Origin of the sequence: Arachnia propionica (assembly GCF_037055325.1) — a bacterium.
GTDB lineage: Bacteria > Actinomycetota > Actinomycetes > Propionibacteriales > Propionibacteriaceae > Arachnia.
Genome location: NZ_CP146373.1, coordinates 87,310 through 114,103, shown reverse-complemented (window position 1 = coordinate 114,103; position 26,794 = coordinate 87,310). Strand labels below are relative to the sequence as shown.

The window sequence follows — 26,794 nt, the reverse complement described above, 5'->3', positions numbered from 1 at the left end:
TCGCAGGGAAGGAGAGGATCATCGCAGTGAACAGGAGATCGGCCAAGCATTGGGAGAAGCTGGTCGACGCCCTGGCAGCATGGCTGGACGAACTGCGTCCCGGGCCATTGGAACAGGTGCGGATCATCACATCCTCGGCTGCCACCGCACGCCTGGTGGGACAGGCTCTGGCGGCCCGGATCGGCATCCTCGCTGGAGTGGATCTGCTTCCAGTCGACCGCTGGGTAGCACAGCTGCAAGCGGAACTAAACGATGGAGAATCGTCCCCGTGGCGAGGCCTGGCGTTGGAACTGGGAATCCGGGAGGTCCTCCAGGACCTGGATTTCCAGGAATCGCATCCCGTGGTGGCGGAGCACCTCCGGACGGGACCGGGCAGGCTGCGCGGCACCTCTCAACGCCTGGCAGTCCTGTTGCACCGTTACTCGGAACACCACTCAGAACTACTCGCCCGCTGGCTCACCGACCCGGAGAAAGCAGCCGGGGAACTGCCCATGCACCTGCGCTGGCAACCGGAGCTGACGGCCCGTGTCACCGAAATACTCGAATGGGATCCGGTCGAGGAGCTGACGCGACTGCGCGCCGCCCTGACAGAGAAACCCGGACCAGCCACAGCCATATTTCACTGCCCCGATCTGCCTGCGGCGACACACCTGTTGCTGGATGCCATCGGACAGATCCAGGACGTCCCTGTCCTGGAATTGGAGAACACCGCGGCGCCAGAGAGAATCACCTGGGTGGGTTCCCATGACCCCCTGCGACAGGCCGAGGTGCTGCGCGAGGAACTGTGCCGATTACTGCAAGAGGAACCCACCCTGGAACCACGCGACGTCCTAGTGGTCGTCCCGGACCCCGCGGCGTGGTGGCCTGCCCTCAGCCTGGCCTTCACGCCGCTCGAGGGCAGTTCCCACCCGGGCCGGCGCCTGCGGTTCCAGCCCCCTCCCGAGGCCCGCACCCCCAACCCCGTGCTGCGCACCCTGGCCGAGGCCACCAGACTGCGGGATTCCCGCGCCACCGCCAGTTCCCTACTGGACCTGCTGGACCTCGCGCCGATCTCGTACCGCTGGCAGCTACCGGAACGCGACGAACTGGCCCGGCTGATCGATGCGGCCGGGATTCGTTGGGGCCTCGACGCCCAACACCGTGCGGACCAGGGGCTCTCCGGGATCGCACAGAACACCTGGGCCCGGGGCCTGGACCGGCTGCTGGCCGGGCTTGCTCTGGCGCCCGGGAGCACCGCGCTGCCCATCTCCGGCGTGGATGCCGTCAGTACATCGGAGCTGGAGCTGGTCGGTTCGCTCACGGAGGTCTTCACCCGGCTGCGACGTTACGCGGCCACAGCCGAATCCACCACCATTCCGGAATGGGTCGCCCGGGCCCGAAGATTGCTCGACGAGCTCATCGATCTGCCTCCCGGAGAAGATTCTCTGCTCCAAGAGGCCATCTTCCGCCTGGCCCAGCTGGCGGAGGAAGGGGCCAGCAGCCCCGTCAGGGTAACGGCCTCCGACTTCACCCGCTTGCTGGAGCAGTTGGCCGCCGAACCCACATCGCGCATGGTGACGGGCAACGGCAATCTCACCGTCGTTGCTCCCGGGGAGCTCAAGGGCGTGGGTTTCCCCGTGGTCGTGCTGCTCGGTTTCGAGGACGGCGGACTCGATCCCGTTCCCGACGCGATCCCCGGAGTCCTGCCGGATCCCGGGCAGGAGCGTCTGGAGGATCTGCTGGATCATGCCCGGGCCGCCCGGCATCTGGTGGTGGTGCATCAACACCGTTCCGAAACCACCGATGCTGTCCTGGAGCACCCGACCACCCTCACCTGGTTGTGGCGCAAGCTAGGGGTCACGCCTGAGCTGCAGGAACCCCCCTTGACGGCACATTCGGAGAAGAACTTCACGGGCCCCGCACCGAGTTTCGATGCCGCGGCTCTGGATATGGCTCGTCGCCTGCGAGCCAGACCAACCACAACCACGCCGGCAAGCGTGGAGCGTCGGCGCGCTGCCCTTCGTCTACCCACCGGCGACGACACTGCTCCCATGTCTCTGGACGAGGTGGCGCGGTTCCTGCGCGACCCTGCAGCCGCTTTCCTGCGCGAGCGGGCGGGAATCCGGGGAAATTTCACCCCCGAGATCAGTGACGACCTGCCCCTCGGGGTAGGCGGGTTGGACGCCTGGGGGATTCGTTCCCGGCTGCTGGCGGCGGCCTGCGGCGGACAGCCCCCCGACGCGGCGATCCATGCCGAGGCTCGCAGGGAGCTGCTGCCGACCGGCCCCTTGGGAGGTGCAGTTCTCGACGCGGACGTCAAACTAATTCGACAGCTCTGGCAGCAGGCCCGCCCGGAATGGGACCGCCCGGTCCGAGACGTCCCCATCAACCTGGAATGCTCCGGCTTGCAGCTGACAGGAATGGTCCGACTGCGCGGCGATGAGCTAGTGGTCATCTCCCCCAGCGACCTTCCCCGTCCTCTGTTCGAGCCATGGGTGCAGCTGCTGGCCCTGGCAGCTTCCGGGATCAGGACACGGGCCCGCATCCATCACCTTCGACGTCACTACGGCGAACACTTCCCAGGATCGGTGACACTCACCCCACCGCAGGAGGCCGTCGCACGCCTGGAGGTTCTGGTGCGAGGCGCCCGCCTGGGACGTTCCCGGCTCATCCCGGTTCCCGCGGAACCAGCCCGAGCGCTAGCAGAATCTGCACGGGAACGAACATTTAACGCCGCCGATTGGGACCTTCCCACCAGCAGCTGGAACTCCCCCTGGGCTTGGCGTCCGGCACACTGGGAGCATTTCTACACCGGCCCTGCTTCAGAGCTGTTTGCCGATCCTCCCCAGGAAGGCGACCCGGTGGGTCCCGAGCGCTTCGGCGCCTTTGGAGGCTGGGCGTTGGCCCTGCACTCCCCCCTCCTGGAGGCCGCACAGTGATTCCGTTCGAGATCACCGATCCCCTGCCTGATGGTCCGATGCTGCTGGAAGCCAGCGCCGGGACAGGCAAGACCTGGACCATAGCAGGACTCGCTGCCCGCTACATCGCCGAAGCAGGGGTGAAGATCGGAGAATTGTTGCTCATCACCTTCAGCAACGCGGCCGCCTCGGAGTTGCGGGGTCGCGTCCACTCCCGGATCGCTTCCGTGGCGAAAGACCTGGAGGATCTGCTGGCAGGCGGTCCCGAACCCGTGGATCCAGTCTCGCGACTGCTCGGAGCGGACCGCCACGCCCCGCGCCACAGGGCACGACTCCAGATGGCTCTGGACAACTTCGGAACCGCAACGATCACCACCATCCATTCGTTCTGCCAGGGACAGCTGGAGAGCCTGGGCGTATTGGGTGACTGGGACGGTGCCGACGAGGTGAGCGCGGACGTCTTCTCTCTGGTGCGTGAGTGCACCACAGACGAATACCTGGCCAGTTATCTTCATCACCCCGACCCGCCACTGGACGCGCGCCGCGCACTTCTGGTCGCCACCACAGCGGCGCCGTCGCGGCTCCCCTTCGCCTCGGCGAATCACGAGCTGCTGAGTTTTCAGGAGCGGGTGCGGGCTCGTTTCGCGGCGCGTCGCCGCGCACTGGGGCTGGTCAGTTTCGACGACCTACCGGGCAGGCTACGGTTCCTGGTCACTGATTCTCCGGTCGCCGAGCAGGTGCGCGCGGAGCTTCGACGACGCTTTCCCGTGGTGCTGGTCGACGAGTTCCAGGACACCGACCCGGACCAGTGGGCCATCCTGCGACGCACCTTCGTGGACGCGGACGCGATGATCACTCTGATCGGCGATCCCAAGCAGTCAATCTACGGTTTTCGCAGTGCGGATCTCGGTTCCTACCTGGAGGCCCGGCAGGCGGTCCGACACCGCGCCACTCTGGAGACCAACCACCGGAGCGAACCCGGAGTAGTAGCCGGAGTGACGAACCTGTTCGGTGACCTCTGCCTGGGTTATTCAGACATCCGTGTCACCCCCGTGCGCTCCGCCCGCTCCCCGGATGAGGAGATCTTGGTTCTCGACGCAGCCCCCGCGGCCCGCATCTGGCTACGGGGGCACGGCCCCGGGGCCACCGAGAACCCGGAACGCACCGTGACGAACGACGTTGTGGCGCACGTGCGCACGCTGTTGGCCGGGGCACGGTTCCGCAGCAGCAAAGAGGAACGGCCCATCGGTCCCCGGGACATCGCGATCCTCACCCGAACCCGTGGCCGGGGCCTGTCCCTGGTCTCCGATCTACGTGCAGCAGGACTTCCCGCCACCTGGCATGGTCCCGGCTCCGCCCTCGATTCACCGGCTGTGGCCGACTGGCTGGCAGTTCTCGCCGCCGTCGCCCAACCGACCCGTGCCCACCTTCTTCAGGCCGCCCTGGGGGAGCTGCTCGGTCTACCCGCCACCGATCTGCTGGCCGGGCGCGACGAAACTCCCGCGGCCCAACGGATCTATGATCTGTCCCGGTGCTTCGCAACCGGCGGGGTGGCCTCGCTGGTCAGTGAACTGCTGGCAGGTCTCGGCCCCCACCTGGCACGGTTCGGGGATGGGGAACGCCATCTGGCCGACCTGACCCAGATCGGTGAGTTGCTGCTCGACTCAGATACCACCGATCTCGACGGGCTCCGCGCCTGGCTGGTTGCCCGGGCTGCCGCCCCGGGCGATGAACCGGCCACCCGGCTGGCCTCTGACCAGGAAGCGGTGCGGGTGTGCACCATGCACTCGGCGAAGGGCCTGGAGTTCCCGATCGTGCTGCTGCCGCAGGTGAGCGTCACGGAGGTGAACCTGCGCGGCGCCTTCCCCTATCTGGATGCGACCGGTCGGCGAGTGTTACACGTCGGCACCCGCCCCGGCAGTCGAGACGAGCTGTCCTCCATCGCCCGGCAACAAGCACGCGACGAGGAGCTCCGTCTGCTCTACGTGGGTCTCACCCGTGCCAAGCACCTGGCGATCGCCTGGCACGTGATGGACCGCAGGGCCTTCTCGGGACCGTTGACGGCGCTGCTGTGCCGCGACCGTTCGGTCCAGCAGCTTCGTCCCGAATACCCCACGCTGCCCCCCGCCTTCGGTTTCGATCCTGGCCTGGTGCATCTGTCGCCGGTCACCGCTCCTTTCTGGGAGGCCTCCCCCACATCTTCTGTTCCCACCCCCGAGCCAGGATCCGAAGGCCTCCGGATCGCCCGTTTCACCCGTGACATCGATCAGGAGTGGCGCCGCACCTCCTATTCCGGGTTGACCGTGCACCTCCACGAGAACGCACCAGACGAGCCGGAGGAACTCGACCTGCCTCCCGAGGAAGCCAACGGCTCCGCCACTGCCTCCCCCATGAACGACCTACCCGCCGGGGCCCGTTTCGGAACCCTCGTCCACGAGGTCCTGGAGCAGGCAGACTGGACCGACTCAGGACACGTGCAGCAGGTGACGACCGCACGAGCCCCTGCTTTTGGGTTGGACCGGGAACAGGCGCAGCGGCTCGCCGACGCCCTCAGCCTGGTGGTCACGACCCCGCTGGGGGGGTTGTGGGACGGCACCCTGGCCGATCTGCCCGTCGCCGAGCGGCTGGCGGAGCTGGACTTCGACCTGCCCCTGGGGGATCGCGGCCCGGCCCGTGTGGTCGCGGACCTGGCAGCAGCAATGTCCAGGCATCTGCCCGCCTCCGATCCGCTGGCACCCTACCCGGCCCGACTGCTCGCCACTGATGCCGCCCGCACGTCGCTGAAGGGGTTCTTGACCGGTTCGATCGACGTGGTGCTGAAACTGCCCGGGGGAGGTTTCGTGGTGGTGGACTACAAGACGAACCGGCTCCCCGTGCTGCCGGATCAGGAGCTGTCCGTCGAGCACTACCATCCGGACGCGATGGCGGAGGCGATGATGCAGGCCCACTATCCGCTGCAGGCACTGCTGTACTGCGCCGCGCTGCACCGTTTCCTGGCCTGGCGACTGCCCAACTACTCTCCTGATAAGCACCTGGGTGGGGTGGGTTACCTGTTCGTGCGGGGCATGGCCGGACCCGAGACCCCGGTGGTCGCGGGTGGCCGCTGCGGGGTTTTCGAGTGGTTTCCACCAACTGAGCTGGTGGTGGAGGTCTCCGATCTGCTGGGAGGTGGGCAGTGAGAGGGCCGGAGATTCCCGTGGCGGCCACGGGACTGCTGAGAACATTCGCCGAGGCCGGGATGATTCACGTGGCCGATTTCCATCTGGCCCGCCGGATGGCTGCGTACTGCGGGGAGAGCGACGACCGGGTGCTGCTGGCTTTCGCTCTGACTGTGCGGGAACTGCGCCTGGGTTCGGTGTGTCTGGACCTGGTGTCCGCGCCCGAGCTGATCGTTCCGGGCGAGGCCGACGACGGATCGGCGATGGCGCCCATCGAGCTGCCCTGGCCGGAACCGCATGCGTGGGCTGCGGCTGTGTCAGCCTCACCGGCGGTGGCAGGCCCGGAGGGCGGACCGCGACCGTTCCGCTTGGCCGACGGTTTGCTGTACCTGGACCGGTTCTTCGCAGAGGAACGGGCCTTGGCAGCTCACCTCAGGCACCGCAGTGCGCTGCCGGATCTGCCCTCCCCTCAACCTCGTGCCCCCGAGCCTGGCATGGTGCCCGACCCCACCCAGGACACCGCGGTCCAAGCAGCCACCCGGGCCCGCACCAGCGTCATAACGGGCGGTCCCGGTTCCGGCAAGACGACGGTGGTCTCCCGGATCATCGACACACTGACCTCCCGAGGGGCGGTCACCGTCGCCCTGACCGCCCCCACCGGGAAGGCCGCCACCCGTCTGGAGACCGCAGTGCGAAGCAGGTTGCGGCGCCCGGAACGGGTCGCCCTGACCACCGGCACACTGCACAGGATCGTCGGCGTTGTCCCGGGTCGCGCGGAACGCACCCACGACGCACTGAACCCACTGCCCTTCGATGTAGTGATCGTGGACGAGACATCGATGGTGTCGATCACGTTGATGTCATGGCTACTGGATGCGGTGTCCGACTCCACCCGGCTGATCCTCATCGGCGACCCGAACCAGCTGGCCTCCGTGGAGGCGGGGGCAGTACTCGCCGACATCTCCGCCGCTCCGGACCTGGTCACATCCCCGGGCGGGCCCGCCGTGGTGCAGCTCGGCGGAAGCCACCGCAACCTCGACGACGTGGCCCGACTGGCCGACAGCATCCGCGACGGCGACGCGGACGGCTGCCTAGCGTTGCTGGAACGATCAAAGACATGCTCCCTCACCACATACACCGGCACCGAGTCACTGGCCGACCTGTCCGCATTGGCCGCCGACATCGGGGCTGTCGCCCGCGATGCACTGGCCGCTGCGCTGGCAGGTGACAGCAACCAGGCCATACGTGCCCTGGAGCGACACCGGTTGCTGTGCGCGCACCGGGAGGGTCCCTTTGGCACCGGGCACTGGCAGCAGGAGGTGCGCAGACACCTGGCCGCGACGCTGCCCGGCTACGCACCCGAGGTCGGCCCGTACCCGGGGCAGCCGCTGATCGTCACCCGCAACTCGGATCTGGTCAGCAACGGCGATGTAGCGGTGATCGTCGAGAGCGAGGGACGGCTACTGGCTGCCGTGGACCGGGGCGGGCATGCAGAGATGCTAAACCCGCTGCTGCTGGAGGCAACACAGGAACTGCACGCCATGACCATCCACAAGTCTCAGGGAAGCCAGTTCGAGCGAGTCAGCGTAATCCTGCCCCCTCCCGGTTCGCCACTGCTGACTCGGGAGCTGCTGTACACAGCCGTCACCCGTGCCGAGTCGATGGTTCGGCTCTACGGCTCCCCGGACGCGCTACGGAAGGCCGTTGGGACCCGGGCCAGGCGGGCAAGCGGTTTGGTGAAGACCGCAACCCTGGGAAAGCCAAAACGCTAGTCTTGGGCTGTTGAACAGAAATGAGGCCCACACATGTCCGTTTTCGAGCACGTCCGCTTGGCTCCTGCTGATCCGATCCTGGGATTGACCGAGGCATTCAAAGCGGATGAGCGCACATCCAAGGTGAACCTCGGGATCGGCGTCTACCTCGATGAGAACGGGCACTTGCCGCTGATGAATTGCGTCCACGCCGCCGAGAACCGGCTGGCTGCAGCCGCGAAACCACACGCCTATCTCGGCATCGATGGCCTCCCGGACTACGTTCGCCTGGTGCGAGAGCTGGTCTTCGGCGCTGATTCGCCCGCCGTCGCGCAGGGCCGTATCGTCACGGCACAGAGCCTCGGTGGCACCGGCGCGTTGAAAGTTGGCGCCGATTTCCTCGCAACGCTGAACCCTGGCGCCCCCGTCCTGATCTCGGATCCGTCGTGGGAGAACCACCGGGCGATCTTCACTCGCGCTGGTTTCACCGTCGGCGCGTACCGTTACTACGACGCCGACACCAGAAGCATCAATTTTGACGGCATGATCGAGGACCTCGAGGCGGCGCGACCAGGCACCATCGTGGTGCTGCACGCCTGCTGCCACAACCCGACAGGCTACGACCTGAGTCCCGAGCAGTGGGGCCGGGTGATGCGAGTGGTCGCTGATCACGGCTTGATCCCGTTCCTGGACATGGCATACCAAGGTTTCGGAGCCGGGGTTGCCGAGGACGGCACCGTGATCTCCCGTTTCGTGGCAGCCGGGCTGCCGGTGTTCGTTTCGACCTCGTTCTCAAAATCATTCGGGCTCTACGGCGAACGCATCGGCGCCCTGCACATCACCTGCCGGGACGCTGAGGAGGCCACCCGTGTGCTGTCGCAGGTGAAAATCTGCATCCGCACCAACTACTCGAATCCTTCCACCCATGGCGCGGCAATCGTGGCCGACGTACTCGGCGACCCCACTCAGCGGGCCTCATGGGAACAGGAACTCGACCGGATGCGCAACCGCATCAAACAGATGCGCACCCGCCTCGTCGAAGCGCTGCGCTTCGAAGGCGTCGAGGATATGGATTTCATCGCCCAGCAGGCCGGCATGTTCAGCTACTCGGGGTTGACCCGGGAGCAGATGCTCGCGTTGCGCCGCGACCACGCAATCTATGGCACCGAGAAGGGCAGGATGTGCGTGGCCGCCCTCAACGACGGCAACCTGGAAACCGTCGCGAAGGCCATTGCCGCGGTCCGGGCTCAGTGACCTGTCACGCCGAGGCGATCAGGAACATCAGGACAATGATGTAGAGGCTGTTGAGCAGCACCCAGAAACGTCCCAGGTAGAAGCGGAGCTTCGCCCGGCGGTAGGCGAAGATGACGGGGGCATCCACCCAGCCCTGTTGTGTGCGCGGATCCGGTCCGATGTAGTAGTCCTTCAGACTCCAGCCCGGCCTGGCTCCGAAGCGTGACATGCCCTCCAGATGGATGCGTCCCCCTTCAGCCAGGATTCCAAGGCTTCGATGAGCCAGCAGCACGCCAAGCCACATGAAAACAGCGTGGTCGAGGGATGCGTAGTCCAACCAGGCCTGGATCTGCAACCAGACGGGCTTGGCGAAGCCCAGCAGCGAGGCGAACGTCTCCTTCCACGGATCGGCCTCGCTGACGTGAACACAGGCAATGGCAAACCCACCCACCAGCAGCATCCGAAAGAGAGCACCGAGCATGCAGGACCACTGCGGTCTCTGACTGGTCACCTCGCCCGCCACGAGGGAGACCGCAACGAAACCCACCAGGACCAGGTTCGCGACCATGACCCAGTTGAGGTATCCCTTGATGGGTGGGAACAGCAATCCTGGCAGCACAGCGACAGCCGTGATGTAGACCGCTGCCCTGACCCGCGAGTACAGCCACCGCACGCAGGCCACGAACCTTCTTTCCCAGACCGCCAGCCGGTACTCATTCATCTCGCGTCGACGGCGTTCCTTGTCCGATTCGACCAAGGGTCGCGAGGCTCGTCCTTCAGAAACGGGAATGGCCATGGCATCGACCTCGGTCGGGGTGGCCCACGACCCCACCCGTGGCTGCATCTGCGTTGGCGGCGCCTGCGCCGGGGATGGCCGCACCGGGGGCAGCGGCGTCGTAATGGCAGGCAGCTCAACGGTCGGGGTGTCGTCCTCGAAGGAACGTGGATTGTCTCGCAAGTTCTCTCCTTCAACATGCCCCCGCGTGCAGGCGACCGCTGCTCAGTCGAGGTAGTCGCGAAGCACCTGGGAGCGTGACGGATGCCGCAGCTTGCTCATGGTTTTCGACTCGATCTGGCGAATGCGTTCCCTGGTCACCCCATAGACCTTGCCGATTTCATCGAGGGTTTTCGGCTGCCCGTCGGTGAGCCCGAAACGCATTGAGACCACACCCGCTTCCCGCTCAGAGAGGGTGTCAAGGACGTCGTTGAGCTGCTCCTGCAACAGGGTGAAGTTCACCGCGTCGGCAGGTACCACTGCCTCGGAGTCCTCAATGAGGTCGCCAAACTCGGAGTCGCCATCCTCACCGAGCGGGGTGTGCAGGGAAATGGGCTCACGACCGTACTTCTGCACCTCCACAACCTTCTCAGGGGTCATGTCGAGCTCTTTCGCCAGCTCCTCCGGCGTTGGTTCCCGACCGAGATCCTGCAACATCTGCCGTTGAACACGTGCAAGCTTGTTGATCACCTCGACCATGTGGACGGGGATACGGATGGTGCGAGCCTGATCGGCCATGGCCCGGGTGATGGCCTGCTTGATCCACCACGTGGCGTAGGTGGAGAACTTGTATCCCTTGGTGTAGTCGAACTTCTCGACGGCACGGATCAGACCCAAGTTGCCCTCCTGGATCAGATCAAGGAACAGCATGCCGCGACCCGTGTAGCGTTTCGCCAGGGAGACGACAAGCCGCAGGTTGGCCTCGAGAAGATGGTTCTTGGCGTTGCGCCCGTCGTTCGCGATCCACTCGAAATCCTCGAGATCGTCTGGAACGATTGGGTTCTCAACGTCCGCGATCCGTTCCTCGGCGAAAAGCCCGGCCTCGATCCTTTTGGCCAGCTCCACCTCCTGAACGGCGTTGAGGAGGGCCACCTTGCCAATCTGTTTCAGGTAGTCCTTGACGGGGTCGGCGGTGGCACCGGCCGAGACGACCTGCTGCTCCGGCTCGTCGGCATCGTCCTGATCCGAGAGGGAAAACCCCTCTTCCTCGACGAGTTCCTTCTCGAGGGTGGCCTCCCTCTCCTCCACGAACTGGGAGTCGTCCACCTCGTCGAGGGAACGCTTCTTGCCTCCGACCTTCAGCACGACGTCATCACCGTCTCGCTGCACCTCGACCTCGATCTCACCTGAGGTGAGTTGCGCAATCGTTGGTTCAACGTCCTCGACGGCGGCTTTCTTCTTGGCGCTGGAACGTGCAGGTTTGGTCGTCCCAGTTTTCGTGGGCTTTGCGGTGGTCTTGGCTGCGCTCCTGGTCTTCTTTGCGGTGGCCGGCTTGACCACGGTCTTCGGCGTCTTGGTTCCGGTGGCCTTCTCCTTGGCCTCGGACTTCGCCGCCCTCGTGGTTTGGGACTGGGTACGCTTTGCGGCGGACTTGGTCTCCTTCTCCACGGTTGCAGTGGCGGTCTTTCTCGCGCGACTACGGGTGCTCTTCGGAGCCTGTTCGGAGCTCGAACCAGAGGTCACAGCGGTTTCTCCTCGCATCTGGGCACAGATCACCCCGTTGCGGTCAAGGGGTGTCGAAAACCATCTTTCCACGAGCATCGCGAACACTCAAACACGATCCCCCAGGGATTTCCCCCACGCGGTTCAGCCGCCCATCCCGCAACGTCATACCAAGGTCTGATGCACCCCTGAGATAACGATTGGGTCACGATTTCGGGAACCTTTAGCCCAGTAGGCGCGTTTGATTGGGTGTAGACGTCAGAAAGGCGGACCCAATGATCACGACTACGCGAACCCGTAGCACCGACGGTATCGATGGTAAGGATGCTGTGGGCCTCTACCTGGACGCGATAGCCAAGACCCCTCTGCTGAGCGCCGAGGAAGAGGTACAACTTGCCCACGCCATCGAGGCCGGGTTGTTCGCTCGCGAGATCCTCGACGGCAATGAGACCACCTCGACCGACGCCACCCGCGACGAGCTGGAACAGCTCATCGAACTCGGCGATCAGGCCATGCAGCAATTCATCAAGGCGAACCTGCGTCTGGTGGTCTCCGTGGCCCGCAAGTACGGTCGCGCTCAGATGCCGCTGCTCGACCTGGTGCAGGAGGGCAACACCGGCTTGATCCGCGCCGTGGAGAAGTTCGACTACACCAAGGGATTCAAGTTCTCCACCTACGCCACGTGGTGGGTGCGGCAGGCCATCTCCCGTGGCATCGCCCAGCAAGGTCGCATCGTGCGCCTGCCCGTGCACGTTGCCGAACAGGTCAACCAGGTCTCCGCGGTACGCCGCAACCTGGAGCGGGCCCTGGGTCGCGAACCCGAGGTCGGCGAGATCGCCGATGAACTGAACCTCGCCGAGGAGAAGGTCGTCGACCTGATCCGCTACGCCCGCGACCACGTCTCCCTCGACGCGCCTGTCGAGGCCGACGGCGATACCGCGCTCGGCGATCTGATCGCCCGCGAAACCGCACCCGGCCCGGATGAGGTGGTGCTCGACGCGGAGGAGCGAGCCCGCCTCGATGGGATGCTCTCCACTCTCGACGACCGCTCCGCAGACGTGGTGCGACGCCGCTACGGCCTCCTCGATGGACGCCAGGCCAAGCTGGCCGACATCGGGCAGCACTGGGGCATCACTGCCGAGAGGGTCCGTCAGATCGAGCGCCTTGCGCTGGCCAAGATGCGCGAATACCAGGCCGCTGCTTGATAGCCATCCCTGATCCGGCTCACCCAAGGAGCCGGATCAGCCCTTCTTGGGCGCAGGAGGCCACCAGCTTCCCGTCCTGAAACAACCTGCCCTGACAAAATCCCCGCGCCCCGGAGGCCGACGGCGAGACCATGTCGTAGAGCAGCCATTGGTCGCAGCGGGCCGGACGATGGAACCACATCGCGTGATCGATGGAGGCCGTCTGCAGGTTCGGTGATAGGAACTCCACCTCGTGCTGCACGGTGGAGACGCTGAGCAACAGTAGATCCGTCAGGTAGGCCAGAACGGCAGCGTGCAGGCACGGATCATCCGGCAGGGCATCCTGGGTGCGCACCCAGGCTCGCATCACTCCCCCATTCTGGCTCGGCACAGGGGTGGAGGCCAGCCGCACATCGAGGGCATCCCACTCCGACAGCATCCGGATAGGGGCACCGAAACGTTCCTCCAACACCTTTCCCAGTGGTGACGATCCCTCGGGCGAGGCGACCGATTCCGGCTGGACCGCCGAATGGCTGAGTCCCTCCTCCGGTTCTTGGAATGAGACGTTCAGGTCGAAAATCACGTCGTCGTACTGGCGGGTGACCACCCGGCGCGCCGAGAAGGTGCGACCGTCCCGGACGTGTTCCACCCCGAACCGCAGCGGCGCCTCCCGACTACCGGGCCGCAGGAAATACCCATGCAGCGAATGCACCACTCGGTTCCTTGGGACGGTTCGCATCGCCGCTACGAGGCTCTGCGCCATCACCTGTCCGCCGAACAGCCGCTGCCACTGGGTGTCCGGTTGCGGGCCTCGGAACCTGTCCTTGCCGACCTCAACGAGGTCGAAGAGCTGCATCAGGTCATCTGTGGTTGCTGGCACTAGTCCATTATCACCCGATCCTTCCCATGGCCTGAGAAATCCGTTTCGCCGAGACAGGCACCAGGGTGCGTGTCCCCTGCGCGAACAGGCTCACCCGGAGCTCCTCCAACAGGAACGCGATCTCCTCCACCTCCGTGGACAACGGACCGGAGGGCTGGGCATCGCACAGCTGTCCGTAGCGGGCCTCCAATTCCATGATCTCGGCGCGGTTCCTCTCATCCCTGCCAGGATTCCTGCCACGGGACATGAGCCGGGTATCGCAGGCCTCGATCCACACCGGGATGCGGTCGAACCACGGATCTGGGGTGGCGGAGATGAACCGTTTGAAGGTGAGGTTGGCCAGCTGCTCGGTGATGTCCGAGCGCACCTCATCATTTTCCGGCAGCGCAGCAAGCCTTCGTTCCACCATTGCCTGGGCAGCCAAGGCCCTCGCCGCGGTGCTGACGACTGTGGCCATGGTTGTGGGGCAGTCGGCACGCACCATGTCCGCAACGCACTGGAAATCCCGCTCGTCGCGGACCTGCACTGGATCCTTGATCGCCCGCAACAACCTGTCGGACGCTTTCAGCCAGGCGTCCTGGAGCAGTTCCGGAACCGAATCGTACTGGCTCGCTCCGAGGGCCAGTTTCTCGGAATTCCCGAGGTGGGAGACCACCCAGCGGATCGGCGACGGATTCACCAGCGTGAGTAGACGCCGAAGCCCCGCGGCATGGAGGCGTTCCGCCTTCGCGGCCGAGTCCACCACCTGCACTCCGACGCTGCCCCCCTCATCCACGAGGCAGGGATAGCCCTCAACTCCTTTGCCGAGGCGCTGGGTCAGGGGCAGCTTCCCAAAATCCCAAGCAATACGGCCCGTCGTCGCGATCCGCCCCGCGGAGCGTGTCAGGCGTGCGGCCACCTTCGCGCTGAGCTGGGTCTTCAAAGCCACCAGATCTTCGCCTCGACCCAGCTCCTTGCGTCCCTCGACCACGACGAAGGTCGGTCGTAGGTGGGAATCCACGGCCTCAGGACGCCAGTCGCCGGGGTCCACCCGCTCCCCGGTGAGAGCGTTGAGCGCCCTTCCCAGCGCCTCGGGGAAGGCGACCTCGTCACCCGTTCCCCGTTCCCGGAGCCACGCCACGGCGCGACGGGCGAAATCGGGGGCGGGCACGAAAGAGGTGCGGACCCTCTTGGGCAGGCCGCGGATCAGGGCGGTCGCGAGGTCCTCGCGCAGCCCCGGAACCTGCCAGGTGAAGGGTTCGGGTTCCAGGACCCCGAGTTGCTCCAGCCGTACCTCGATCGTCACCCCGTCGTGGCCCGCCCCGGGTTCGTAGACGTAGCTGACGGGCAACTCCAGTCCCGAAACCTGCCACCGGTCGGGGAAGTCGGTGACGCTGAGCGCCCCGGGGTCGGTCATGCAATCCGCAGGCGTCAACCGCAGTGCGGAGTCATCGCCCAAGGATTTCACGTACTTGTCGAAGGTGGCCCCGGAGACCACCTCGGCGGGTAGCCGGGCGGCGTAGAAGTCGTAGAGGGTCTGGTCAGAGATCAGCAGCTCAGGTCGGCGCATCCGATCAGTGAGCCTTTCGGCCTCGTCGTAAGCGAATCGGTTTGCCATTACCACCGGGTTACGGGTCTCCCATTCCCGTTCCACCAGACCGGTGCGGATGAAGATCTCCCGAGCCTGCTCGGGATGGCTGACAGCGTAGTTCGTGCGACGCCCGGAAATGATCGGCACCCCGAACAGGCTGACGGTTTCGTTGGCGATAACGGTGGCGCTGCGGGGTGAGAACGTCGGCTCGGAGAGGGTGCGGGTCACCAATTCTCCTGCGGCACGTTCGATCTGTGCCGCGGTCACCGGGCCGACGGTGCGCGCCCACAACCGAGAGGTCTCAACCAGTTCGTAGGCCACCACCAGCGGAGGTGTGGACCGTGAGCACGCCGACCCGGGCGCGATGGCGAACCGGGCACCCCGCGCGCCCTGATACTCAGTCAGGGGACGGCGCCTGCCCTGTATTTTCGGGGGTGGCGGCATGGCCAGCCCGATGTTGGACAGCAACCCGGTGAGCAGACACTCCAGGACGACGTCCATCGTCGCGTCCCCCTCACCGGGCAGGTCCAGTTCCCGGCACACGTCACGCAGCTGAGAAACGAGATCTTCCCATTCCCGGAACCGCACGAAATGCAGGAACTCGGCCCGGCACAGCTTGCGGAACGCGCTTCCAGATAGTTCCCGGCGACGCCCCCGAAGGTAGTTCCAGACGTTCAGCAGGGCCTCGAAATCACCACCTACCAGGGATCTCCTACCCTGTTCGACGGGCCGGGTGCCGGTGTGGACGGTGTGACGTCTGGGCTCTCCGTTCGTGGGAGAGCCGGTTTCACCGGCAGGCGGTTGCGTGAAACGCCGGTGCAGCTCATCGGCAGCCTGTTGGTACTCGGCTGGGCGTTCCCGCACGTCTGGCACCGTCAGCCCGGCAACAATCACCTGCACCTGGCGAAGCGCCCCCCTGCGAGATCCCTCGATGAGCATTCGACCGAGCCGGGGGTCGACGGGCATCCGCGCCAGGAGGCGTCCCGTGCGGGTGAGCCGCACCCGTTCGTGGCGGCGACGCGACTTGATCGCGCCCAGTTCCTGCAGCACTCGAAGTCCGTCGCTGATCTGGGAGGCGACCGGGGCCTCCACGAACGGAAAACTCTCGATCTCACCGAGTCCGGCCTGAGCCATCTGGAGGATGACAGTGGCCAGGTTGGTGCGCAGGATCTCCGGTTCGGTGAACTCGGGACGGGAGGTGAAGTCCTCCTCACTGTAGAGCCGGATCGCGACCCCCGGGCCGAGCCGGCCGCAGCGGCCCGCCCGCTGATTGGCACTGGCCTGCGATACCGGTTCAATCGGCAACCGTTGCACCTTGGTGCGCGCCGAATAACGGGAGATGCGCGCCACGCCGGCGTCGATCACGAACCGGATACCGGGGACCGTGATTGAGGTCTCGGCAACGTTGGTTGCCAGCACCACCCGCCTGCCGGGGTGAGCCTGAAACACTTTTTGTTGGTCGACCGCGGCCAGCCTCGCGTACAGGGGCAGTGTTTCCAAACCTGGAAGTTTCAAGGCATTCACGGCGTCCGCAGCATCGCGAATCTCCCGTTCCCCGGACAGAAAGACCAGCACGTCCCCCGAGGATGTGGTGGTCGCCAGCTCCCTGACAGCGGATGCGACGGCGTCCACCTCGTCGTCGTCCTCACCGACGGGCTGGTAACGGATCTCCACGGGATAGGTACGCCCGGAAACCTCCACGATCGGTGCGTCGTTGAAGTGAGCGGCAAACCGGGCGGTGTCGATGGTGGCGGAGGTGACGATCACCCTGAGTTCCGAGCGACGTTCCAGAAGCTGTTTGAGATAGCCGAGCAGGAAGTCGATATTGAGACTGCGTTCGTGGGCCTCATCAATGATGATCGTGTCGTAGCGTTCCAGGTCGCGGTCGTGGGCCAGCTCACTGAGCAGCACGCCGTCGGTCATCACCTTGATGCGGGTGGCACGGCTCACTCGGCGGGTGAAGCGCACCTGGTAGCCGACGAACTCCCCCATTTCTGTTCCGCACTCCTCGGCAATCCGGTGCGCGACTGTGCGGGCCGCAATCCGCCTCGGCTGGGTGTGGGCGATCCGCTCCCTGCCCGCCAACAGGCAGATCTTCGGGAGCTGGGTGGTCTTGCCCGACCCGGTTTCACCTGCGACCACGACCACCTGGTGGTCGCGGATGAGGGATGCGATTCTCGGTGCCTCTGCGGAGATCGGCAGCGCCGGATCGAAGGCGAGCCGCGGCTGCGGATTCACTTACCGTGGGTGATGTACAGCGGACATAGCGAGTGGGCCATCAGACCACGCAACAAGCCACCCAACCCGAATCCCGGGATGGCCTCCTCACCGGCACCGAGAACCAAGAGGTCGTAGTTCTCGGAGCGGGTCACGAACTCGTTGATCGGGGTGGCCGCCACCACGACCACCTCGTAGGGCACATCGGGGAAGGTTTTGGCCTGTTCCGAGGCCATCGCCTCGATTCCGCCCCGGGTGAAGCGGATCAGCTCCTCCAGGTCGGCGGGCCCAAGTTTCGGACCGAACAGTCCGATGGGGGGTTGTAGTGCGTGGACGATCTCGAGCCGGGCACCGAGCAGCTGGGCCTGCTCGAAGGCCGCAGCCAGGGTGGAGTGGTTCACCCGGCTGGTGTTGAGTCCAACCCCGATCAATTTCTTGTTTCCAACGTCCTGCGGATGGGCCGCGGCGGAGATCACCAGCACCGGACACCGTGAACTGGCAACCACAGAGACGCTGGTGGAACCGACAAACATGCGTTCCAGCCCCGAAACGGAGCGCCGACCCACGACGATGAGGTCCGCCACCTCGCTGAGTCGTCCGAGCACCCCACCCGGCGAGCCGAGCACCACCTCGGTGCGAATGCGATCGCCCGGGAGGCCGATTTCACGGGCCTTTGTGGCTGCGGCCTCGTTTGCGTTGGCTCCAGCATTCTGCAGTACCTCGGGGTCGTAGACCACTCCCCAGGCTCCTGCCAACATTGCGTCGTCCACGGCGTGGACCAGCAGCACTTCCCCATTGGTCTCCGCGGCGAAGCTGGCGCCGTACTTGACGGCCCTCAAACCGTCCTCACTGCCGTCGACACCCACAACAACAAGTTTGCGGTCCTCCATTGTTTTCCTCCTCAACTCTGGGGAACTGGATTGCCGGACATCACCCGGCCCGTCACTTCTTCGATCCTCACCGCCACGCCGATGGCTGGATCTCGCGGCAGGAAGCTGCCGACATCGCGCACCTCACAGATGTCGCTCATTCCACGGACCAGCACCGACCATCCGACCGCAGTGGCATGGTCGATTTCATCCACCTGAAACGCCACCCTCGTGGGTTTCGCTAGGCGTGCCAACGTCGATGCTGCGCTGGTGCGGAAAACCACCGAGTCACCGATGACCCGATAGTTGACGGGGAGCACGGTAAGGCCTTCAGCATCATCCTGCCAGGCCACGCGCCCGACACCCCCGGTCCTGAGAAGGTGCAGACACTCGGGGACGTCCAGCCGCTCGAAATACGTGACCTCGGTCATGGGAGAACTCTAGTGGCCCACACCTGGTCAGCCTGCGGTCGGGAAGGTGGTGCGTCCACCAAGTTTGTGTGCCAGGTCGTCATCGATGCCGTCAGCAACCTGAGAAATGGATTCGAGGGCCTCTCTCAGGTGCTGGGGAACGAATGGACGGGCCGGTACCGAGACCTGCACGAAGACCCGGTCCCGGTGCAGGGCGAAACGGCAGTAGCGGGATTCCACATTCAGGTCGTTGAGCACCTCGCAGGCCCGGGAACGTCCACTGACGTCGTGCACGAGAGCCGCGAACAGCACCAGTTCTTTGAAGTCCGGGGTCGAACGGCAGAAAACCATGGTGGAACCGACTCTGATGGCAACCTCACCTGCTGCATTGCGCAGCGCCGGGTGCCCGAACATTTTCTCCAGCTCCGCGTCGACGATGGCGTCGAGCTGGGCCTGGCTGCTGGGAAGCACCACACCGTAGGCTCCAGGCTTGGGTTGAGCCGGGTTGCTCTCCCGGGCGGTCAGCAGCTCCGCCAGCTGATCGGGTTCCAGGAAGATGGGGTGCAGCACGCCGACCACCTGGGTCATGGTGGTGGTGGTGAGATTCGCCAGTTCGATGGCCTCCTCTTGATCTCTGCGGACCGTGACCCCGTTGGGTGAGGAAGTCCACCCGAGTTCTGCGAGTCGAGGAGAGTCGACACCGACCAGAACAGCCTCAATCACTCCCGGTTCGACGGCCGAGAAACGCACAGCGGGCGGTGATTCATCGGTCTCTGCACCATTGACTGCAGAAATGGTCAGATCAGCGCTGGCATCCATCACGGACAGGACATCAGCAAGTCTTTCGGTGAAATCGTCCCATGCCTGCTTGGTGGTCCTGTCCAGATCAAAATCTTCAATATCAGCCATGCAGCCCACCTCCGGGAATCAACCTAGCAAACCGCACTCAGAGATCGCGTTAACAGGCGAACTGGTGATTCCCGAGGTCCGGATCGCAGACAAGCTCCTGCAATGGGGCGGGAGAAGAAAACGACCTCTGGCCATTGTGTTTTAGGTTGCCCTAAGCTGGGTCCTCCCCTAACCTGAGAGGACCCGATGCATCCACAGGACTGGAACCTGCCCTACGGGCTGACGATCCTGACCCTGTTCTGCATCGTCATGGTGCGCTCCAACGGTACCTACTGGATCGGTCGCGGAATCGTCGCGGGTACGAGCCATACCCGTTGGCGAAAGGTGCTGGAAACCCGCCCCTACCGGGCGGGAAGCTCCTGGCTGCACCGTTGGGGCCCACCCGCAGTCACCTTGAGCTTCCTGGTCATTGGTCTGCAAACCACGGTCAACCTGGCAGCAGGCGTGGCCCGGATGCCAATGCGCCGCTACCTGCCAGCCGTGGTCGCCGGCTGTACCGTCTGGGCATTCATCTGGGGCACGGGCGGAATGATCAGCCTTGTTCTCCTATCCATGGCGTGGAACCACAGCCCTGCGATGACGATCGCGGGGCTCATCGTGATGGCCGCTGCGGTGGCTAGCTTCTTCCTGTTCGGTCGCGGTGGTCAACCGTCGAAGCGCCGGGACGCACCCTTGTCAGCCGACTGTGCCAAGGAGCCGTAGATCCTCAGCGCAGTCGAGACCTGCCGTTGCCGTGTTGCGGGACGGTAGCCGTTGCCAGCCTCCAGCTCGGCACGACGGGCAGCCAGCTCCTCGTCGGGCACGTTCAACACGATCGACCGGTTGGGAATGGAGATGGTGATCTCATCGCCGGTGCGTACCAGCGCAATCGGTCCCCCGGATGCCGCCTCTGGAGAGACGTGTCCGATCGACAGCCCGGAGGAACCACCGGAGAATCGACCGTCGGTGATCAGCGCACACTTCGGCCCCAGCCCCAGCCCTTTCAGGTAGGAGGTCGGGTAGAGCATCTCCTGCATCCCCGGACCGCCCTTGGGCCCCTCGTAGCGGACGATCACGACATCGCCCTCCGTGACCTTCCTGCCAAGGATGGATTCGACCGCTTCCTCCTGGGATTCGGTGACGAAGGCAGTACCGGTGAACTCCCACTGGTGCTCGGGCACCCCTGCGGTCTTGACGATGGCACCGTCCGGTGCGAGGTTGCCCTTCAACACTGCCAAGCCACCGTCGACGGTGTAGGGATGCTCCACGGAGCGGATGCAGCCGTTGGCAGAGTCCAGATCGAGGGATTCCCACCGGTTGGTAGAGCTGAACGGCACGGTGGTACGTACCCCACCCGGAGCAGCATGGAAAAGCTCGATGGCCTCCTCAGTCGCGCTGCCGCCACGAATGTCCCAGTCCGCCAGCCAGCTCTCCAGCGATGGCGAGTGAATCGCGTGAACGTCCTCGTCGAGTTTTCCTCCGCGACGCAACTCCCCGAGAATGGCGGGGATGCCACCCGCGCGGTGAACGTCCTCCATGAAGTAACGCTCCGAGTTGGGCGCAACCTTGGATAGGCAGGGGGTGACGCGGGAAATGGCATCGATGTCATCCTGGTCGAAATCCACCCCGGCCTCCTGGGCTGCGGCCAGCAGATGCAGAACGGTGTTGGTGGATCCCCCCATCGCAACGTCCAGGCGCATGGCATTGCTGAACGCCGATTTCGTGGCGATTGACAGGGGCAGGACGGAGGCGTCGTCCTCGTCATACCAGCGGCGGCACAGGTCAACAACGAGCCGCCCGGCGTTGACGAACAGATCTCGACGGGCCGCGGCAGTGGCCAGGGTGGAGCCGTTGCCCGGCTGGGCGAGCCCGATCGCCTCCAGCAGGCAGTTCATGGAGTTCGCGGTGAACATCCCGGAGCATGAACCACAGGTCGGACAGGCACTGGCCTCGATACGCCCCAGCTCCTCATCACTGACATTCGGGTCGACAGCCGCAGTCATCGCGTTGACGAGATCGAGGGACGCGACCGCCTGGCCATCGCGGATGATGGCTTTGCCCGCCTCCATGGGGCCACCAGAGACGAACACGGCGGGAATGTTGAGTCGAAGGGCTGCCAGCAGCATCCCTGGGGTGATCTTGTCGCAGTTGGAGATGCACACCAATGCGTCGGCGCAGTGGGCATTGACCATGTACTCCACTGCGTCAGCGATCAGCTCGCGGCTTGGCAGTGAGTACAGCATCCCGCCGTGTCCCATTGCTATGCCGTCGTCGACTGCGATGGTGTTGAACTCGCGACCGATGGCACCTGCCTGCCTGATGGACTCCGAGACAAGCTTTCCCGTGTCGCGCAGGTGGACGTGACCAGGCACGAACTGGGTAAAGGAGTTCGCGACCGCGATGATGGGTTTGCCGAAATCGGAGTCAGTAATGCCCGTGGCGCGCCAGAGCGCGCGGGCGCCGGCCATGTTTCGGCCGTGAGTGGATGTGCGGGAACGAAGCGCGGGCATGTCTCTCCTTCATGCGTCGAACCCGCCCAGTCTAGGAGGTTCCAAGGAAAGGGCCATTGAACCGCGTGTTTCATGGACAGTGACGAGCGCCCGGCTCGCTCGACCATACCTGCAGACCCGAGTGGCACGCCGCCATCAGCAGTGCGGCGGCTCCGGAGTGCACCGCCGGAGGCCCTGGCGCCCCGGCATGCATGATTGGCTCTAGGAGGACATCGCATTGTGGATGGCCTGGTTCATCGCATCGAGGCTCAAAACCCCGACGTGGCGTTGTTGCACCACGCCCTTGGCATCGATGAAATAGTGCGACGGCACCCCCATGATTCCGTAGGCCGCGGAGATCTGCTGGTCCTGGTCTGCGACCTGGGGGAAGTCATTTCCGACGCGTTTCGAGTAGTCGCTCACCGTGCTCGGACTCTCGCCGACATAGACCACAACGATCCTGACCGCGCCACCTTGGGATGCCATGACGCCCTGAATATCCGGGATCTCCGTACGGCAACCCGTGCACCAGGTGGCCATGAACACAAGCCACACCGGTGTGCCGCGCAGTTCCTCCAGCGAAACCGGCGTCCCGTCGATGTCCGTCGCGGTGAAGCCCGGAGCGTTGGCCCCCACGGCGGGGGGTTGCTGCACGCCCTCAACATCCACGTGGGACATGGCCTCGCTTTCGGCCCGGGTTGAGTCCTGGTCACCCGGTTTCACCACCAACCAGGCGGCAATCGCAATGGCAAAAGCCGTCACCAGAACCACCGCAGTCTGGCCGAAACTCGAAGACCGCAGTCGCGCCCGCCAGGCCGGCTCCTCCTTGGATGTGCGGTCCGGTTCCGGAGCGGGCTCATCGGTCTCCAGGAACTCGGTCACCTCGTCATCATCAGGCGTAGGCATGCAGACCTCCGAAGAACAGGTTGCCGAGATAGGTGAACACCACAGCTGCGAAGGCCAGCACCAGCAACCATGCCGATTTCTTGCCGCGCCAGCTCCTGGTGACCCGGGCATGTAGATAGGCCCCGTAGATCAACCAGGTGACCAGGGCCGCCGTTTCCTTCGGATCCCAGCCCCAGTACCGCCCCCACGCGACATTGCCCCAGATGGATCCAAGAATGAGCATGAGGGTGAGCATCGGGAAAGTCACCACGGTGGCCTTGTAGCCCAGCTCATCGAGGGATTCCCGGCTCGGCCAGCCCTTCCACTTCACGTATGGCGCCAGCAGGTACATCACGGCAGCTGCGAAGGAAACCAGAGCAGCCCCGTAGCCGAGCGATGCAGTGAACACGTGCAACGTGAGCAGCGGCGAGTTCTGCAATGCGGGCATCAGAGGATTCGGCTTGTAGGACATGGTGGAGGCGTAGATGAGCATAGCCAGGATCACCGGCAGGGTGATCACCGACATGGTCCGGATCCGGTAGCGCCACTCAAAGTAAACCTGCGCCAGAAGCATGCCCCAAGTGAAGGCGATTGCGAACTCGTAGTGATTCGAGAAAGGCGCATGCCCTGTCGCGATCGTCCGGGTGATCAACACGCCAGTCATCAGCAGCAGGGCCAGCTGGGTGGACTTGGCCGCCCACCACGCCACCGTGAAACGTCGCAGCGGCGTGCGCCGGGAGCCTCCCGTGACCTTGACCTCCCTGCTTCCCTCGCCGACGACCACTCCGTCTGCCGAGGTGGTTGCCGCGGCTCTCGTCATCCTCGCCGCGAGGACAGCTCCGAGGTAGGCGATGGTGGAAATGACCACGAGGGTCGTTGATATGAGCAGCAGGGCCTGGGAATATTCGATCATCGCTGATCTCCCTTCTTCGTGGCGCTGGCCAGTTGAGTGTTGACGCGTTCGACCATATCCGTTACGAAACGCGTGAACCCGGAATCACGCCGATCCGGGGAGGCCATCTGTATCAAGGTTCCCTCATCGGTCCCGCTCACCCGCACCCACAGGCGCTGGTGGCGGAAAAACATCGTCATACAGGTGCCGGCGACCAGCAGGGCGAACCCAGCCCACACAATTCCCGTCCCGGGATCACTTCTCAGGATCATTCCTGTGAACTGCTGCTCACGTTGGAAGGTAACTGAGTAGTCCCCGACGGGGGTCGCGGTCCCCATGTCGATCACGGTCGAGGCCAGCGGAGCGGTCTTCTCACCCCGGCGCAGCTCAACCCTCACCTGGCCGGGAGCGATTCCCCTCCCTACCTGCCCAGAGGCTGGGCTGATCACGTACATCATGGTTTGATCCGGCAGGGTGACATGCCCGTAGTTGAAGATCTTGTCCTGCGTGGTCCATTCCAACGGAACCCCACCCTCGAAGACCGTCGCCCCGGACGCGTCCGTCACACGCATCACCGCCGCAACCCCGAAGTAGGCCTGGTGGAACATGAGTCCAGCGTGGCTGAGCGGGCTATTGACCCTGACCTCCTGCTGCGCCACCGTTTTGTCGCCGTCACGCAGCACCAGGTCGGCGACGTAATCCTTTGGCCCCCCGTTGTCGTAGTAGGTATCGCGGAAGCCCGTGGCCTCGGCAACCAGAGTGGTGCCGTGCCCGACCTCGCGGGGATATCCGATGGTCAGGGCGAACCTTTCATCACGGAACCCGGTCAACGATGAAACAACAAACCCTGCCATGATGACGACGAACGCCGTGTGTGCCAGCACGGTGCCGAACGGCATCCAGGCATTGCGGTCCAGGTACACGCCCCGTCCCGTCCCCGCGTCGTCGTGGATGACCCGCAAACCGTGGCGGCGGGCATCGGCGACGATCATTTCCAACGCCTCATCGGGTTCCTGCGATGTGATGAATCGGGTGCGAAGCCCTGCTACATCAAAGAACCTGGCCTTGACGCGAACATGGGGATGACGGGCTGCTTTCCAGATAACGGGAATCCGGTGTGTGGTACAGGCGATGATCGAAAGGGCCAGCAGCCCCATCACGACGAGGAAGGGGATGGAGGAGAACATCGAGAAAAACCCAAGAGCGTCAAGGATCGACGTCCAGCCGCCGACGCTGTCGCGCACCCTGTCGAGCCAGGCAGCCTGCCGTTCCGGATCACCCGCGATGCTCGATGGCTTCTGCGGCAGCAGCGCTCCGATGAGCGACAACAAACCGGTCAGCAGAATCAGGATGAGCCCGAAAGCTTTGTTATGAAACAACGCGTAGATTGCGTGCAGAAAACGACCGGGTGAGAGGTCGAGAGCCTCGTCCAGTCCGTCAGTGGTTCCCGTTCTACGGGGTGTTTCATCACTCATCGGTCACCTCTAGATTCCAAACGCGGGGATCAGCCCGGCCAGCGATGCGAACAGATTGGTGATCATGAGGAAACCGACCACCACCAAGAGCCCTCCGGTCGCCAAAGACACCGCCACATGGTGCCTGACGAACCACCCGAAACGTCGCGTGACCTCGGCCGACCCGATGGCGACCGCGACGATGGGCAGTCCGAGTCCCAAACAGTATGCGGTCATGAGAAGCATTCCCGACCACACGGTAGAGCTGACTGTGGCCAAGGTGAGGATGCCGCTGAGCACCGGACCGATGCAGGGCGTCCATCCGGCACCGAAAACTACCCCCATGAGCCCCGCACGCCACACAGAGGTGTTTCCACCTTCACCGAGCAGCCGACCTCTCACCAGCCTGTCGAACACGGGAAGCCGCAGGATCCCGGCGACGTGCAGCCCCATGAACACCAGCACCGCTCCCCCGAGGATCCGGAGATGGACTGCGTAGGGGCCCAAAGACCGACCCAGCAAACCCAGCGACGCCCACAGGGCAATGAAAACAACGGAGAACCCGGCGACGAATGCAAGCGAATTCCCGAGTGCTACGCGTCGATTCACCCGCCCGGGCCCGGAACCGACGAGTTGCCCGACAAAGACCGGCACGATGGGCAGGAAACACGGGGAGGCGAAGGAGACGAGCCCAGCGAGAAGGGCCACCGGAATCGTCAGCTCCATGCTCTCTCAACCCTCGGTACTCGGTGCCGCAGTGGGGGTGGCCAAAGCGTTGAGATGCTGGGTGACCTCCTGTGCCATGCTCGAGTCCGGATCGATCTCAATCACCTTGTTCCAGGCCTCCCGGGCCCGCACTGGGTCGGCCGGTGTGCGTGCCATGTACAGGAAACCGAGGCTGTACCAGGGCTCCACGCGTTGTGGTGCGAGTTCGGTGATGCGCAGCCAGTGTTTCTCGGCAGCGTCATACTGGTTGGTCTTGTACTCCGCCGCCCCGATACCGAGGAGCGCGTCCAGGTTGTCGGGGTCATGGTCGAGGATGTACTGCAGCTGGGGAATCACCTCCGGGTACAAGGCGGCGTTGTAGTAGAGGGTGCCCAGCTTCAATCGGGCCTCGACATTGCCCGGGTCGGCCTCGATCTGGGTCTTGAGTTCGGCCTCGCGCTCCTTGTCGAGTTTCTGGGCCTGATCCATTTCTGCCAAGGCGGAAGCGTCGACAGACGGGTGGTTGCTCGGCATCGCAGTAGTCGTTTCAGGCTGGGAGCGCCCAGCCATCTGGATGATGACGACCAGAGCAGCTGCCAAGAGGGTCACGAGCACCAAGTTGAGGCGCGAGACCCCCGCCCGGCGTTCTAGAGCCGAGACCTTGGGGGTATCCGCCTCGGCATCGTCCTCATCCTCCGGCAGAAGATCAGCCAGGTCCGCACCGTCCTCGTTTTCGTCCTCCGGACTTTCTTCGCTGGTCTCGTCGAACTGTGCGAGCTGCTGTTGCGCCCAGTCCTTGAGCTGGTCCGGGGCGGTGGCGAGGAAGGATTCGAGGTCTTCTCTCGTGAAAGCCCTACCCTTGATCTTCATCGCCC

At 64.5% G+C, this 26,794-nt stretch carries 19 protein-coding genes; 6 read left to right on the top strand and 13 right to left on the bottom strand.

The window, feature by feature from the left end:
• The first annotated feature begins 26 nt into the window (after positions 1 to 26).
• Genes V7R84_RS00495 through V7R84_RS00480 form a run of 4 tightly spaced genes read left to right on the top strand, consistent with a single transcriptional unit; the run spans position 27 to position 9,060 of the window.
• Positions 27 to 2,918 carry an exodeoxyribonuclease V subunit gamma gene (locus V7R84_RS00495; RefSeq protein ID WP_338570913.1) on the top strand — a complete coding sequence of 964 codons (2,892 nt, stop codon included), beginning with the start codon at positions 27 to 29 and terminating at the stop codon, positions 2,916 to 2,918.
• On the top strand, positions 2,915 to 6,076 hold the full coding sequence (locus V7R84_RS00490; RefSeq protein ID WP_338570912.1) for a UvrD-helicase domain-containing protein: 3,162 nt from the start codon (positions 2,915 to 2,917) through the stop codon (positions 6,074 to 6,076). Before V7R84_RS00495 ends, V7R84_RS00490 begins: the two co-directional genes overlap by 4 nt.
• Positions 6,073 to 7,827, top strand: coding sequence for an exodeoxyribonuclease V subunit alpha (gene recD / locus V7R84_RS00485; RefSeq protein ID WP_338570910.1), 1,755 nt, complete (start codon positions 6,073 to 6,075; stop codon positions 7,825 to 7,827). Before V7R84_RS00490 ends, recD begins: the two co-directional genes overlap by 4 nt.
• A gap of 33 nt (positions 7,828 to 7,860) precedes the next feature.
• A complete protein-coding gene (locus V7R84_RS00480; RefSeq protein ID WP_338570908.1) occupies positions 7,861 to 9,060 on the top strand; it encodes an amino acid aminotransferase in 1,200 nt (399 codons plus the stop codon).
• A gap of 4 nt (positions 9,061 to 9,064) precedes the next feature.
• Here V7R84_RS00480 and V7R84_RS00475 read toward each other — a convergent pair whose 3' ends face one another.
• Complete coding sequence (locus tag V7R84_RS00475; protein WP_338570907.1) at positions 9,065 to 9,997, bottom strand: hypothetical protein; 933 nt, start codon at positions 9,995 to 9,997, stop codon at positions 9,065 to 9,067.
• A gap of 42 nt (positions 9,998 to 10,039) precedes the next feature.
• A complete protein-coding gene (locus V7R84_RS00470; RefSeq protein WP_338573751.1) occupies positions 10,040 to 11,515 on the bottom strand; it encodes an RNA polymerase sigma factor in 1,476 nt (491 codons plus the stop codon).
• 236 nt (positions 11,516 to 11,751) lie between these two features.
• On the opposite strand from V7R84_RS00470, the gene V7R84_RS00465 reads away from it, so the two are divergent.
• Positions 11,752 to 12,681 carry an RNA polymerase sigma factor RpoD/SigA gene (locus V7R84_RS00465; protein WP_338570906.1) on the top strand — a complete coding sequence of 310 codons (930 nt, stop codon included), beginning with the start codon at positions 11,752 to 11,754 and terminating at the stop codon, positions 12,679 to 12,681.
• 19 nt (positions 12,682 to 12,700) lie between these two features.
• Here the strand turns inward: V7R84_RS00465 and V7R84_RS00460 are convergent, their stop codons facing one another.
• From V7R84_RS00460 to V7R84_RS00440, 5 genes are read right to left on the bottom strand one after another with little or no spacing between them, the layout of a single operon-like run.
• Positions 12,701 to 13,540: an acyl-CoA thioesterase gene (locus V7R84_RS00460; protein WP_338570905.1), complete on the bottom strand. Its 840-nt coding sequence runs from the start codon at positions 13,538 to 13,540 to the stop codon at positions 12,701 to 12,703.
• Positions 13,541 to 13,550: 10 nt separating this feature from the next.
• Complete coding sequence (gene hrpA, locus V7R84_RS00455) at positions 13,551 to 17,348, bottom strand: ATP-dependent RNA helicase HrpA (protein ID WP_338570902.1); 3,798 nt, start codon at positions 17,346 to 17,348, stop codon at positions 13,551 to 13,553.
• Complete coding sequence (locus V7R84_RS00450) at positions 17,345 to 18,217, bottom strand: universal stress protein (protein ID WP_338570900.1); 873 nt, start codon at positions 18,215 to 18,217, stop codon at positions 17,345 to 17,347. Before V7R84_RS00450 ends, hrpA begins: the two co-directional genes overlap by 4 nt.
• 11 nt (positions 18,218 to 18,228) lie before the next feature.
• Entirely contained in the window at positions 18,229 to 18,627 is a 399-nt protein-coding gene (locus V7R84_RS00445) for a pyridoxamine 5'-phosphate oxidase family protein (protein WP_338570899.1), read from the bottom strand.
• Between the two features lie 27 nt (positions 18,628 to 18,654).
• Positions 18,655 to 19,515 (bottom strand): T3SS (YopN, CesT) and YbjN peptide-binding chaperone 1, encoded by an 861-nt coding sequence (locus tag V7R84_RS00440; protein ID WP_338570898.1) that lies wholly within the window; start codon positions 19,513 to 19,515, stop codon positions 18,655 to 18,657.
• A 186-nt stretch (positions 19,516 to 19,701) separates the two neighbouring features.
• Here V7R84_RS00440 and V7R84_RS00435 point away from each other — a divergent pair, with 186 nt between their 5' ends.
• Complete coding sequence (locus tag V7R84_RS00435) at positions 19,702 to 20,217, top strand: DedA family protein (protein WP_338570896.1); 516 nt, start codon at positions 19,702 to 19,704, stop codon at positions 20,215 to 20,217.
• Here V7R84_RS00435 and ilvD read toward each other — a convergent pair.
• From ilvD to V7R84_RS00405, 6 genes are all read right to left on the bottom strand, one after another.
• Positions 20,160 to 22,004 (bottom strand): dihydroxy-acid dehydratase, encoded by a 1,845-nt coding sequence (gene ilvD / locus V7R84_RS00430; protein ID WP_338570895.1) that lies wholly within the window; start codon positions 22,002 to 22,004, stop codon positions 20,160 to 20,162. The genes V7R84_RS00435 and ilvD overlap by 58 nt on opposite strands.
• A gap of 201 nt (positions 22,005 to 22,205) precedes the next feature.
• Positions 22,206 to 22,889, bottom strand: a complete 684-nt coding sequence (locus V7R84_RS00425; protein WP_338570892.1) for a TlpA disulfide reductase family protein — start codon at positions 22,887 to 22,889, stop codon at positions 22,206 to 22,208.
• Positions 22,876 to 23,781 carry a c-type cytochrome biogenesis protein CcsB gene (gene ccsB / locus V7R84_RS00420; RefSeq protein WP_338570889.1) on the bottom strand — a complete coding sequence of 302 codons (906 nt, stop codon included), beginning with the start codon at positions 23,779 to 23,781 and terminating at the stop codon, positions 22,876 to 22,878. The genes V7R84_RS00425 and ccsB overlap by 14 nt, the downstream gene beginning before the upstream one ends.
• Positions 23,778 to 25,235 carry a cytochrome c biogenesis protein ResB gene (locus V7R84_RS00415; RefSeq protein ID WP_338570887.1) on the bottom strand — a complete coding sequence of 486 codons (1,458 nt, stop codon included), beginning with the start codon at positions 25,233 to 25,235 and terminating at the stop codon, positions 23,778 to 23,780. The genes ccsB and V7R84_RS00415 overlap by 4 nt, the downstream gene beginning before the upstream one ends.
• 9 nt (positions 25,236 to 25,244) lie before the next feature.
• Positions 25,245 to 25,940 carry a cytochrome c biogenesis CcdA family protein gene (locus V7R84_RS00410; RefSeq protein WP_338570884.1) on the bottom strand — a complete coding sequence of 232 codons (696 nt, stop codon included), beginning with the start codon at positions 25,938 to 25,940 and terminating at the stop codon, positions 25,245 to 25,247.
• A 6-nt stretch (positions 25,941 to 25,946) separates the two neighbouring features.
• The gene (locus tag V7R84_RS00405) at positions 25,947 to 26,789 is read right to left on the bottom strand and encodes a tetratricopeptide repeat protein (protein ID WP_338570881.1); all 843 of its coding nucleotides are present in this window, start codon (positions 26,787 to 26,789) and stop codon (positions 25,947 to 25,949) included.
• Positions 26,790 to 26,794: the final 5 nt, after the last annotated feature.